The organism is Necropsobacter massiliensis, from assembly GCF_000827595.2.
GTDB lineage: Bacteria > Pseudomonadota > Gammaproteobacteria > Enterobacterales > Pasteurellaceae > Necropsobacter > Necropsobacter massiliensis.
Genome location: NZ_LN776189.1, coordinates 1 through 12,326 on the forward strand (window position 1 = coordinate 1; position 12,326 = coordinate 12,326).

The following is a 12,326-nucleotide window of genomic DNA, read 5'->3' on the forward strand; positions in this document are numbered from 1 at the left end:
CAACGGCAACGGCAACGGCGTTTAGTTTTCATTAATTGGAATATTCAAAGTAAATGTTTACTCCACCCGCCTGATAAACCGAAAAATCCATACCAGATAATCGCCCCCTCCGGCAAATCCATCAAACAACCGAAAAACGCACCGCACTTTTATGTTGATTAAAAAGTGCGGTGCGTTTGCAAATATTTTTTTATTTATAATGATTGAATTTATTTTTGAGAAAATCTCATCTAGTATTTAGATGATTATCGCCGTATCAATTTTTTAATTAGTTTTTAATAATATTTCATGGCGTTACTTTTTTAGCAAAATAATTATTTGCACTAAATTAATTGTAATTCCGAAATCCTTAAAATAAAATTTCAGAATTTCGACCGCGCTTTATTACATAATTTAAATTTTAATTTTTAATCAGTATGTTAATAGTTAATTAAGGGAATTCGTTTAAATTGAGTATGTGTTCATTGATCTGTTTTTTCCTCTTTTTTAACTTCATCCCATAATAAGTCCATTTCCATGAGAGAAGTATTTTCTATCTTTTTTTCTTGATGGTAGAGTTTTTCTTCGACAGCCCGAAAGCGGCGTTCAAATTTTAAATTTGCCTGACGTAAACTCTCTTCGGCAGAACAATGCAAATGACGGCTTAAATTCACTACGGCGAATAACAGATCCCCGATTTCTTCGTTGATTTTGGCGTGGTTTTGCTCCGTTTGTTTCCACTCTTGGCGAGTTTCTTCCAGCTCTTCCTCTACTTTTGCGAAGACTTGCGCAACATCCTTCCAATCAAAGCCGACTTTTGCACAGCGTTTCTGCAACTTTTCCGCTCGCATCAGTGCCGGAAATGCGGTCGGAACATTATCCAAAATGGAGTGCTGCCCCTTTTGTTTATTTTCTTCAGCTTTGACTTGGTTCCAATTAGACAGCGCCTCTTGCTCATTAGCGGCGCTGCTGTTACCGAATACATGGGGATGGCGACGAATAATTTTCTTTGCTACGTCTTGCACAACATCTTCAAAGGTAAATAATTTTTCTTCCGTTGCCAGTTGGCTGAGGAAAACGACTTGTAATAACAGATCGCCGAGTTCTTCCTTTAAATCGCGCGGGTTATTCTGCTCAATAGCATCAATAACTTCACAGCTTTCTTCAATTAGGCAAGGGATCATAGTTTGATAATTTTGCTTCAGATCCCAAGGGCATCCTCCATTTGGATCGCGTAATTTGGCAATTAAGTTAACAAAATCTTGAATAGAATAGTGCATTTTTTATCCTGTAAATAACTTGAGTGACGGAATTAATCATAACATAATCTTTGGGTTGGCATGAGCGGTAAAAAATAAAAAGTTTTTTCTAAAACGTGATCGAGTGCATATTTTTTTTGTCTTACTGGTGTTACTATAACTCCAAAATAAATTAATTAATCCCCGATCAGATAAGGAGTCAATTATGTACAAACACATACTAGTGGCAATAGATCTTTCTGACGAAAGCCCATTTTTATTAGAAAAAGCTGCCGGCGTCGCGAAAAGACACGATGCAAAGTTGTCCATTATCCATGTTGACGTGAATTTCTCTGATCTTTATACCGGATTAATTGACGTTAATATGTCTTCCATGCAGGATCGAATTTCTACCGAAACGCAGCAGGCATTAGTTCAACTTGCCGAACATTGCAGTTATCCGGTGTCGGAAAAATTAAGTGGCAGCGGAGATTTGGGGCAGGTGTTATCCGATGCGATTGAGCAATACGATGTGGATCTGTTGGTTACCGGTCATCATCAGGATTTCTGGAGCAAGCTGATGTCATCCACTCGTCAGGTGATGAACAATATTACGGTCGATATGCTGGTTGTGCCATTGCGGGAAGAATAGCTTTCGACAGTTTGCTTTACTTTATTCAAGGCTAAATTCATTCTAAAAGAGAATTTAGCCTTTTTCTTTTGGCTGTTGCGCGAATAATTCCTCCCTCTTGTAGCATGGCGACCACATAAAAATACTTTTTCTAAATTTCAAAAATATGTAACAATAAGCAAATTTATATAGCAGATTGATCAGATAATACAAGGCTTATTAATGAAAACAACGGCAGAAATCAGAAAATCGTTCCTTGATTTTTTTCACAGTAAAGGACATCAGATCGTGCCAAGCAGTTCGCTTGTGCCAGAAAATGATCCAACCTTATTATTTACGAATGCGGGGATGAATCAGTTTAAAGATGTCTTCCTCGGTATGGATAAACGCCCCTATTCACGAGCAACGACGGCCCAACGTTGCGTCCGAGCCGGCGGAAAGCATAACGATTTGGAAAATGTAGGTTATACCGCACGTCACCACACGTTTTTTGAAATGTTGGGGAATTTCAGCTTTGGCGATTATTTTAAACAGGATGCGATTAAATTCGGCTGGGAATTTTTGACTTCCTCTGAGTGGTTAGGGTTGCCGAAAGAAAAACTGTGGGTGACCGTATATCAGGCAGACGATGAAGCTTATGATATTTGGCATAATCAGGTCGGCGTTCCGGCCGATCGAATTATTCGTATCGGTGATAATAAAGGTGTGCCTTATGCCTCGGATAATTTCTGGCAAATGGGCGATACCGGTCCTTGCGGTCCTTGTACTGAAATTTTTTACGATCACGGCGAGCATATCTGGGGCGGACCGCCGGGATCAGCGGAGGAAGACGGCGACCGTTATATTGAGATTTGGAACATTGTTTTCATGCAGTTTAACCGGCAGGCTGACGGCACGATGGAAAAACTGCCGAGACCGTCGGTCGATACGGGTATGGGGTTAGAGCGCATTGCCGCCGTGTTGCAGCATGTTAATTCAAATTACGATATTGATATTTTCCGCAAATTAATCGCTAAAGTAGCGGAACTGACTGGAGAAACGGATCTTGCGAATAAATCATTGCGCGTAATTGCCGATCATATTCGTTCGTGCGCCTATTTAATTGCTGACGGCGTGATCCCGTCTAATGAAGGTCGCGGCTATGTATTGCGCCGGATTATTCGCCGTGCAGTGCGTCATGGTCATTTATTGGGTGCGAAAGAAACCTTCTTTTATAAATTGGTGCCGACATTAATTGAGGTCATGGCAGAGGCCGGTCAGGATGTGAAAAATAAACAGACGAACGTTGAAAGATTGCTGCGTCTGGAAGAAGAGCAGTTCGCTCGTACGCTGGAACGTGGCTTGACATTATTGGATGATGCCCTAGCCAAGGTGGAGAATAACATGTTATCCGGCGAGGTCGCGTTTAAATTATACGATACTTACGGTTTTCCGTTGGATTTAACTGCCGATGTTTGCCGTGAGCGCAATATTGCCATTGATGAAGCCGGATTTGAGCGCGAAATGGAAGCGCAGCGTATCCGCGCCCAATCGGCAAGCCAGTTCGGGGTTGATTATAATAATATTATTCGCGTGGACGGCTCGACGAAGTTTGAAGGCTACCAAGAGTCGGAAAGTCTTGCAAAAATCACCGCACTTTTCCACGACGGCAAATCCGTGGAAAGCATCAAAGCCGGGCAAAGTGCGGTCGTTATTTTAGAAAATACACCGTTTTATGCGGAGTCCGGCGGGCAGATCGGCGACAGCGGTCGTTTGGAAGGACAAAATTTTACTTTCACTGTTAATGATACGCAAAAATACGGTCAGGTTTTCGGGCATATCGGTGAATTAACCCAAGGGGCGTTATCGGTAGGGCAATCGGTCAATGCCGTGGTGGATGTTGCGCGCCGGCGTCGCATTGCGTTAAATCACTCGGCGACACACTTATTGCATGCCGCTTTACGTCAGGTGTTGGGCGAGCATGTCGCACAGCGCGGTTCGTTGGTTTCCGATAGCGCGTTGCGTTTTGACTTTACTCACCCTGAAGCGATCAGCAAGGCACAGTTGTTTGAGGTTGAACGTATTGTGAACCGGGAAATTCGTGCCAATCACGTGGTACAGACGGCGGTAATGGATTTAGAGGCGGCGAAAGCACAAGGTGCCATGGCGTTGTTTGGGGAAAAATATGCTGAGAAAGTGCGTGTGTTGACCATGGGCGATTTTTCCATTGAGCTTTGTGGCGGTATTCATGCCAGACGTACCGGCGATATCGGTTTATTTAAAATAATCAGTGAAGCGGCGATTGCCGCCGGCGTGCGCCGTATTGAGGCGTTGACCGGTGAAAATGCGCTTCATTGGCTACATGAACAGCAAGTACTATTAACTCAAAGTGCCGAATTGCTGAAATCAGACGTAAACTCTATTGCAGAAAAAATTCAGCAATTGCAGGATAAAGCCAAGAAAACGGAAAAAGAATTGCAGCAGTTAAAAGAAAGAGCTGCCATGCAAACTGGTTCGGATTTAGCCAAAAGTGCGGTGAAAATTAACGGCGTTTCTGTCGTTTTACAGCAGCTGGACGGTATTGAAAGTAAATCATTGCGTGTAATGGTAGATGATCTGAAAAATCAGCTGGGTTCCGCGGTTATCGTGTTTGCCTCAGTTATTGAAGGAAAAGTGAATTTGATCGTTGGCGTCAGCGCGGATTTAACTGCTAAAGTGAAAGCCGGCGAGCTGGTGAATTTAATGGCTCAGCATGTCGGCGGCAAAGGCGGCGGTCGTCCTGATATGGCAATGGCAGGCGGCTCGCAGCCTGAGCATGTTACGCAAGCATTGTCAGTGTGTGCCGATTGGTTGCAGCTGAATTTATAGACGGAAATTTTGTGCCATAACTCACAACTTTGAGTTTTATTGATAACGCTCGGAGGTTAAATGCGTTACGATAATGTGGGTTGCACTATGAGTTTAGAATAAGGATGTTAGGTGAACGATAGGATATCGCATCAAATGATCAAATGAGGAGGTTATATGCTGATCTTAACCAGAAAAGTTGGCGAGAGCTTGCTCATTGGTGATGACGTTTCCATCACGATACTGAATATTCGTGGTAACCAAGTGAAAATTGGTGTGAAGGCGCCAAAAGATGTTTCTGTTCATAGGGAAGAAATTTACCAACGCATTAAAGAGGCGCAGGATGAACAGCAATCTTAACGAGCTTTGTAATTGGTAAGAAATGGAGAAGTTATGAGTAAATTGACTTGCTTTAAAGCTTATGATATCCGTGGTCGCTTAGGCGACGAGCTGAATGCGGATATTGTTTATCGGATAGGGCGTGCGTTCGGGCAGTTTCTAAAACCGAAAACTATTGTTGTCGGCGGTGATGTCCGGTTGACCAGTAAGGAGCTGAAAAGCGCGGTAACAAACGGTTTGCTGGATTCCGGCGTTAATGTGATTGACCTCGGTGAAACCGGAACGGAAGAAGTGTATTTCGCCACCTCATTCTTAAAGGCCGACGGCGGAATTGAGGTGACAGCAAGCCATAATCCGATGGATTATAACGGACTGAAATTAGTCCGCGAAGGATCTCGTCCGATTAGCGCGGATACCGGTCTGGCGGATATTCAGCGTTTAGCGGAGGAAAATCATTTTCCGCCGGTAACACGGCGCGGCGAGTATAAACAACTTTCCGTATTGGGCGATTATGTAGAGCATCTGTTATCGTATATTAATTTAGATAACCTGAAACCAATGAAACTGGTGATCAATTCCGGTAATGGCGCTGCTGGCCATGTGATTGATGCGATCGAAGCGCAATTTAGAGCAAAACGCGTGCCGGTGGAATTTGTTAAGGTGCATAATAATCCGGACGGCACGTTTCCGAACGGTATCCCTAATCCGTTACTGCATGAAAACCGTCAGGATACCATTGATGCGGTACTTGCCAACAAGGCTGATATGGGGATTGCCTTTGACGGCGATTTTGACCGTTGTTTCCTGTTTGATGAAAACGGCGGGTTTATTGAAGGTTATTATATCGTCGGGTTGCTTGGACGGGCGTTTTTACAGAAAAATAAAGGGGCGAAAATCATTTATGATCCGCGCCTGATTTGGAACACGATTAAACTGGTGGAAGAAAACGGCGGCGAAGCGGTGATGTCGAAGTCCGGACATTCGTTCATTAAAGAGAAAATGCGTGCGGTCGATGCGATTTATGGCGGCGAAATGAGCGCGCATCATTATTTCCGTGATTTCTTCTACTGTGATAGTGGTATGATCCCTTGGCTGTTGGTGATGGAATTAGTCTGCACCACCGGTCAAACCCTGGGGCAACTTGTTGGTGACAGTATTGATACTTATCCATCGCCGGGCGAAATCAACAGTAAACTGGCGGATGCTAAATCTGCCATTGCGCGCGTACGTGCCGCTTATGAGAAAGATGCCATCCGAGTCGATGAGATCGACGGCATTAGTATTGAATATCCTGAATGGCGTTTCAATTTACGCAGCTCCAACACCGAACCGGTCGTGCGTTTAAACCTTGAAACCCGTGGGGATAAACAATTAATGACGGAAAAAACCGAAGAAATTTTGGCGTTATTACGTCAATAATTAAGCTAAAATGGACCGCACTTTACTGATTCGATTGGAAAAAGTGCGGTTATTTATTATTGAGAATAAGGAAAACCAATGAAAGCAATTATTCCGGTCGCCGGGCTGGGTACGCGCATGCTACCAGCAACTAAAGCAATTCCGAAAGAAATGCTAACCTTAGTGGATAAACCGCTGATCCAATATGTTGTGAACGAATGTATTGCGGCAGGTATCAAAGAAATTGTGCTGGTCACGCATTCTTCAAAAAATGCGATTGAAAACCATTTTGATACCTCATTTGAATTGGAAACGATGTTGGAAAAACGGGTGAAGCGTCAGCTATTGGACGAAGTTCGGTCTATTTGTCCAAAAGACGTGACGATTATGCACGTTCGGCAAGGAAATGCCAAAGGTCTGGGACATGCAGTATTATGCGGGCATCCGCTCGTGGGAGATGAACCTTTTGCTGTGGTTTTGCCGGATGTGTTGTTGGCAGATTTCAGTGCGGATCAGAAAAAAGAGAACCTGAGCGCTATGCTGGCACGTTTTCATGCAACGCAAGCCAGTCAGATTATGGTCGCACCGGTAGATAAGAATAATGTGAACAGTTACGGTATTGTTGATTGCGGCGGTGTTGAATTGAACGTGGGGGAAAGTGCAAAAATTAACAGTATTGTGGAAAAACCAAGTGTTGAGGATGCGCCGTCCAATCTGGCGGTTGTCGGACGTTATGTGTTTTCCGCTTCCATTTGGCCTTTATTAGAAAAAACACCGGTTGGTGTTGGTGATGAAATTCAGTTAACCGATGCCATTGATATGCTGATTGAGAAAGAAACTGTCGAAGCATTTCATCAGACCGGGGAAAATTTTGATTGCGGTGATAAGCTGGGTTATATGCAGGCTTTTGTTGAATATGGCTTACATCATCCGCAGCTGGGCGAGAAATTTACAGCTTATTTGAAAAAACTGACTAAATCGTTGTCTTGATAACCGATCAATAAAAACGGCAGTTGATTCTGCCGTTTGCACATTCTGATGAGGCCGCATTGTGCTGCGGCTTGTCTGATTATTTATGCTTTCTTTTGTAATAATGTGCGGTAAATAATGCCGCCGAGTATGCCGCCGATAATCGGAGCGACCCAGAACACCCACAGTTGTTCAAGCGCCCAACTGCCTTGGAAGATGGCGACCGCGGTGCTGCGTGCCGGGTTTACCGAGGTATTGGAAACCGGAATACTGATCAAATGAATTAATGTTAGTCCTAAACCGATAGCGAGCGGTGCAAATCCGGCCGGGGCGTTTTTATCTGTTGCACCGTGAATAATAATCAGGAAGAATGCAGTTAATACAATTTCTGCAATAATGACCGCACTGAGCGAAAAACCGTTCGGCGAATGTTCGCCGTAGCCATTTGAAGCGAAGCCGGCGCTTGCGTCAAAGCCTGCTTTGCCGGAGGCGATAGCGTATAAGACGGCCGCGCCGATAATGCCACCGATAACCTGCGCAATAATATAAGGCAATGCGTCTTTTGTATTAAAACGACCGCCAGCAACTAAACCTAAAGTCACCGCTGGATTAAAGTGACCGCCGGAAATATGCCCGACGGCATAAGCCATCGTCAACACCGTCAAACCGAATGCTAACGCTACGCCAGCAAAGCCGATACCTAGTTGCGGATAAGCTGCCGCTAACACCGCACTGCCGCAGCCACCGAACACGAGCCAGAAAGTTCCGAACAATTCAGCTGATAATTTTTTAAGCATAATAAACCTCTATAAATATTGTTAGATAAAAGAAAATACATCACGGAATGCTGTGTAGCATACTATGTTGCTATTTTTCCTCCAATTAGAGTGGGTTTTGCTGAGGAAGTTGCGTAAATTTCTGTAAATCTTGTCGGAAATCCGGAAGTCTTGATGTCCGGATTGTTATTTAATCTGTTTTTCATTAGAATGTGCGATAAATAGTAAGGTTATTTTATGAAGGTTGGCAAGATGGCGGAATGGGACGGCAAATATATTAGCCCTTATGCAGAGCACGGTAAGAAAAGCGAGCAAGTCAAAAAAATCACAGTTTCAATCCCGATCAAGGTATTAGAGATTTTAACTAATGAAAGGACGCGACGTCAGATCCGAAATTTGCGCCATGCAACCAATAGCGAACTGCTGTGTGAGGCGTTTCTGCATGCGTTTACCGGGCAGCCGTTACCGAGTGATGCCGATTTGCTGAAAGACCGGCATGATGAAATTCCTGAGCAGGCAAAGCAGGTTATGCGTGAGTTGGGGATCGACCCGGATAAATGGGAATATTAAACAATCGGCTTGCAATGCTTGGTGATTATCAGTATAATCCACGAGCTTTCGATATGAGAGTCGTTTGATGTAATCATTTATCAAATGTGTATTGTAATTATGCAATACGTAAAATGTTCCCGATCTGGGAACTATATACAGGTTAACTGCACTTCCCTTTCAATAAGATGTATGAAAGGTGACGGTGTCAGTTTTATTATTAGCTAAATTTATTGGAGCTCTGGTCTAATGCAGAACCAAAGAATCCGTATCCGCTTGAAAGCGTTTGATCATCGTTTGATCGATCAATCTACTGCGGAGATCGTAGAAACAGCTAAACGTACCGGTGCGCAAGTTCGTGGTCCGATTCCTTTACCTACCCGTAAAGAACGTTTCACCGTGTTGATTTCTCCACACGTGAATAAAGACGCACGTGACCAATACGAAATTCGCACCCACAAACGTTTAGTGGATATCGTTGAGCCAACAGAAAAAACTGTTGATGCATTAATGCGTTTAGATTTGGCTGCCGGCGTTGACGTGCAGATCAGCCTAGGTTAATTAAGAGGTTATTACAATGATTGGTTTAATCGGTCGTAAAGTTGGTATGACCCGTGTCTTCACTGAAGACGGTGTGTCGATTCCAGTTACCGTTATCGAAATCGAAGCCAACCGTGTGACTCAAGTTAAAACTCTTGAAAACGATGGCTATACTGCAGTTCAAGTTACTACAGGTTCAAAAAAAGCGAGCCGTGTAACTAAGCCTGAAGCAGGTCATTTCGTGAAAGCAGGTGTTGAAGCTGGTCGCGGTTTATGGGAATTCCGTACTGAAGGTGAAGAATTCACTTTAGGTCAGGAGATTAATGTTGACATCTTTACCGATGTCAAAAAAGTCGATGTTACCGGTACATCTAAAGGTAAAGGTTTCCAAGGCGGCGTTAAGCGTTGGAATTTCCGTACTCAAGATGCAACTCATGGTAACTCTTTATCACATCGTGTACTTGGTTCTATTGGTCAAAACCAAACACCGGGTCGTGTGTTTAAAGGTAAAAAAATGGCAGGACATTTGGGTAATGAACGTGTAACCGTTCAATCCCTGGAAGTTGTTCGTGTAGATGCCGAGCGTAAATTGCTACTTGTTAAAGGTGCCGTTCCGGGTGCGACGGGTAGTGATCTTATCGTAAAACCGGCAATCAAAGCATAAGTCTGGGAGATAGATGATGGAATTACAAGTTAAAGATGCACAGAGTGCGTTAACTGTTTCTGAAACTACCTTCGGACGTGAGTTTAACGAAGCGTTGATTCACCAAGTTGTTGTTGCTTATGCAGCAGGTGCTCGTCAAGGTTCTCGTGCGCAAAAAACTCGTGCTGAAGTGTCTGGTTCAGGTAAAAAACCTTGGCGTCAAAAAGGTACAGGTCGTGCCCGTTCCGGTGATATTAAATCACCAATCTGGCGTTCCGGTGGCGTGACTTTTGCGGCGAAACCACAAGATCACAGCCAAAAAGTGAACAAAAAAATGTACCGTGGTGCAATTAAAAGCATTCTTTCTGAATTAGTTCGCCAAGATCGTTTGGTTGTGGTGGAAAAATTCGAAGTTGAAGCACCGAAAACGAAAGTTTTAGTACAAAAATTAAAAGAATTAGCACTGGAAGACGTGTTAATTATCACAGCAGGTTTAGATGAGAACCTATTCTTAGCCGCACGTAATCTTTACAAAGTTGATGTACGTGATGTACAGGGAATCGATCCAGTAAGCTTAATCGCTTTCGATAAAGTGGTCGTTACTGTGGATGCTGTGAAACAGATTGAGGAGATGTTAGCATGAGCCAACAAGAACGTTTGCTAAAAGTGTTAAAAGCACCTCACGTCTCTGAGAAAGCAACCAATAACGCTGAGAAGTCAAACACTATCGTTTTCAAAGTTGCGTTAGACGCAAATAAAGTTGAGATTGCCAATGCAGTCGCACAGCTGTTTGAAGTGAAAGTGGATTCTGTACGTACCGTAGTAGTGAAAGGCAAAACTAAACGCCGTGGAGCTAAACTGGGTCGTCGCAGTGACTGGAAAAAAGCTTATGTCACTCTTCAGGAAGGTCAGTCTCTTGACTTTGTTGAAGGTGCAGAGTAATTACGGAGGAGTAGATAACAATGGCTATCGTTAAATGTAAGCCGACCTCCGCTGGTCGTCGTCACGTTGTTAAAATCGTAAACCCTGAATTACATAAGGGTAAACCTTACGCACCGTTATTAGATACTAAATCTAAAACCGGCGGGCGTAATAATTTAGGACGTATCACTACCCGTCATATCGGTGGTGGGCATAAACAACATTACCGTCTAATCGATTTCAAACGTAACAAATTAGATATTCCGGCGGTTGTTGAGCGTCTTGAATATGACCCGAATCGTTCTGCGAATATCGCTTTAGTGTTATATAAAGACGGTGAACGTCGTTATATTCTGGCGCCTAAAGGATTAAGCGCAGGTGATCAAATCCAAGCTGGTGTGAATGCGCCAATTAAAGTGGGTAATGCGTTACCTATGCGTAACATTCCAGTTGGTTCAACCGTACATAACGTTGAATTAAAACCCGGCAAAGGCGGTCAAATCGCGCGTTCTGCGGGCAGCTATGTACAGATCATTGCCCGCGAAGGTAATTATGTGACTCTACGTCTTCGTTCCGGCGAAATGCGTAAAGTACTTGCTGAGTGTACTGCAACCATCGGTGAAGTAGGTAACTCAGAACATATGCTTCGTGTTCTTGGTAAAGCGGGCGCAAACCGTTGGAGAGGTATTCGTCCGACTGTTCGCGGTACTGCAATGAACCCAGTTGACCACCCACATGGTGGTGGTGAAGGCCGTAACTTCGGTAAACATCCAGTTACTCCTTGGGGCGTTCAAACCAAAGGTAAGAAAACTCGCCATAACAAACGTACTGATAAATACATCGTACGTCGTCGTGGTAAATAATTGTTATTAATAAAGAGGTAATGCCATGCCACGTTCTCTCAAGAAAGGTCCTTTCCTTGACCTACACTTGTTGAAGAAGGTAGAGAAGGCGGTGGAAAGCGGGGATAAAAAACCAATTAAAACTTGGTCCCGTCGTTCAATGATCATTCCTTCAATGATCGGATTGACCATCGCAGTCCATAATGGTCGTCAGCATGTTCCGGTTTATGTTTCCGATGAAATGATCGGTCATAAATTAGGTGAATTTGCACCGACTCGTACTTACCGCGGTCACGCTGCGGATAAGAAAGCTAAGAAGTAAGGGGTAAAAGATGGAAACTATTGCAAAACATCGTTACGCTCGCACTTCAGCGCAAAAAGCTCGCTTAGTTGCGGATTTGATCCGTGGCAAAAAAGTAGCTCAGGCTTTAGAAATTTTAACCTATACCAATAAAAAAGCTGCGGCATTGGTTAAAGATGTGCTTGAGTCTGCAATTGCAAATGCAGAGCACAATGACGGTGCGGATATCGATGATCTTAAAGTTGCAAAGATCTTTGTCGATGAAGGTCCGAGCATGAAACGTGTAATGCCACGTGCCAAAGGTCGTGCAGATCGTATTTTAAAACGTACAAGCCACATTACCGTGGTTGTGTCAGATCGTTAATCGTAGAGGA

At 43.7% G+C, this 12,326-nt stretch carries 15 protein-coding genes; 13 read left to right on the forward strand and 2 right to left on the reverse strand.

All coding sequences use genetic code 11. The annotated features are described in order from the left end of the window. Positions 1-461: 461 nt before the first annotated feature. Positions 462-1,259 (reverse strand): nucleoside triphosphate pyrophosphohydrolase, encoded by a 798-nt coding sequence (mazG, locus tag BN3349_RS08580; protein ID WP_040976912.1) that lies wholly within the window; start codon positions 1,257-1,259, stop codon positions 462-464. A gap of 184 nt (positions 1,260-1,443) precedes the next feature. Here mazG and uspA point away from each other — a divergent pair, with 184 nt between their 5' ends. The 5 genes from uspA (at position 1,444) to galU (ending at position 7,401) form a co-directional block, all read left to right on the forward strand. Continuing rightward, complete coding sequence (gene uspA / locus BN3349_RS08585) at positions 1,444-1,869, forward strand: universal stress protein UspA (RefSeq protein WP_032093981.1); 426 nt, start codon at positions 1,444-1,446, stop codon at positions 1,867-1,869. A 201-nt stretch (positions 1,870-2,070) separates the two neighbouring features. Further along, positions 2,071-4,695: an alanine--tRNA ligase gene (gene alaS, locus BN3349_RS08590; protein ID WP_040976913.1), complete on the forward strand. Its 2,625-nt coding sequence runs from the start codon at positions 2,071-2,073 to the stop codon at positions 4,693-4,695. 156 nt (positions 4,696-4,851) lie between these two features. After that, a complete protein-coding gene (gene csrA / locus BN3349_RS08595) occupies positions 4,852-5,034 on the forward strand; it encodes a carbon storage regulator CsrA (RefSeq protein WP_032093979.1) in 183 nt (60 codons plus the stop codon). Positions 5,035-5,067: 33 nt separating this feature from the next. Then, complete coding sequence (locus tag BN3349_RS08600) at positions 5,068-6,432, forward strand: phosphohexomutase domain-containing protein (protein WP_040976914.1); 1,365 nt, start codon at positions 5,068-5,070, stop codon at positions 6,430-6,432. Between the two features lie 78 nt (positions 6,433-6,510). Then, a complete protein-coding gene (gene galU / locus BN3349_RS08605; RefSeq protein ID WP_040976915.1) occupies positions 6,511-7,401 on the forward strand; it encodes a UTP--glucose-1-phosphate uridylyltransferase GalU in 891 nt (296 codons plus the stop codon). Between the two features lie 83 nt (positions 7,402-7,484). Here galU and aqpZ read toward each other — a convergent pair whose 3' ends face one another. Next, entirely contained in the window at positions 7,485-8,177 is a 693-nt protein-coding gene (gene aqpZ, locus BN3349_RS08610; RefSeq protein ID WP_040976916.1) for an aquaporin Z, read from the reverse strand. A 231-nt stretch (positions 8,178-8,408) separates the two neighbouring features. On the opposite strand from aqpZ, the gene metJ reads away from it, so the two are divergent. The 8 genes from metJ to rplV all read left to right on the forward strand — a co-directional run bounded on the left by metJ (position 8,409) and on the right by rplV (position 12,316). Further along, positions 8,409-8,726, forward strand: coding sequence for a met regulon transcriptional regulator MetJ (metJ, locus tag BN3349_RS08615; RefSeq protein ID WP_040976917.1), 318 nt, complete (start codon positions 8,409-8,411; stop codon positions 8,724-8,726). Between the two features lie 228 nt (positions 8,727-8,954). Then, positions 8,955-9,266 (forward strand): 30S ribosomal protein S10, encoded by a 312-nt coding sequence (rpsJ, locus tag BN3349_RS08620; protein WP_001181005.1) that lies wholly within the window; start codon positions 8,955-8,957, stop codon positions 9,264-9,266. A gap of 16 nt (positions 9,267-9,282) precedes the next feature. Beyond that, positions 9,283-9,909, forward strand: coding sequence for a 50S ribosomal protein L3 (rplC, locus tag BN3349_RS08625; protein ID WP_040976918.1), 627 nt, complete (start codon positions 9,283-9,285; stop codon positions 9,907-9,909). Between the two features lie 16 nt (positions 9,910-9,925). After that, on the forward strand, positions 9,926-10,531 hold the full coding sequence (rplD, locus tag BN3349_RS08630; protein ID WP_040976919.1) for a 50S ribosomal protein L4: 606 nt from the start codon (positions 9,926-9,928) through the stop codon (positions 10,529-10,531). After that, positions 10,528-10,830 (forward strand): 50S ribosomal protein L23, encoded by a 303-nt coding sequence (rplW, locus tag BN3349_RS08635; protein WP_032108202.1) that lies wholly within the window; start codon positions 10,528-10,530, stop codon positions 10,828-10,830. Before rplD ends, rplW begins: the two co-directional genes overlap by 4 nt. A 20-nt stretch (positions 10,831-10,850) precedes the next feature. Then, positions 10,851-11,672, forward strand: coding sequence for a 50S ribosomal protein L2 (gene rplB / locus BN3349_RS08640; RefSeq protein WP_040976920.1), 822 nt, complete (start codon positions 10,851-10,853; stop codon positions 11,670-11,672). 25 nt (positions 11,673-11,697) lie between these two features. Further along, positions 11,698-11,973 carry a 30S ribosomal protein S19 gene (rpsS, locus tag BN3349_RS08645; RefSeq protein ID WP_005539416.1) on the forward strand — a complete coding sequence of 92 codons (276 nt, stop codon included), beginning with the start codon at positions 11,698-11,700 and terminating at the stop codon, positions 11,971-11,973. Between the two features lie 10 nt (positions 11,974-11,983). After that, positions 11,984-12,316, forward strand: a complete 333-nt coding sequence (rplV, locus tag BN3349_RS08650; RefSeq protein ID WP_032108204.1) for a 50S ribosomal protein L22 — start codon at positions 11,984-11,986, stop codon at positions 12,314-12,316. Positions 12,317-12,326 lie beyond the last annotated feature (10 nt).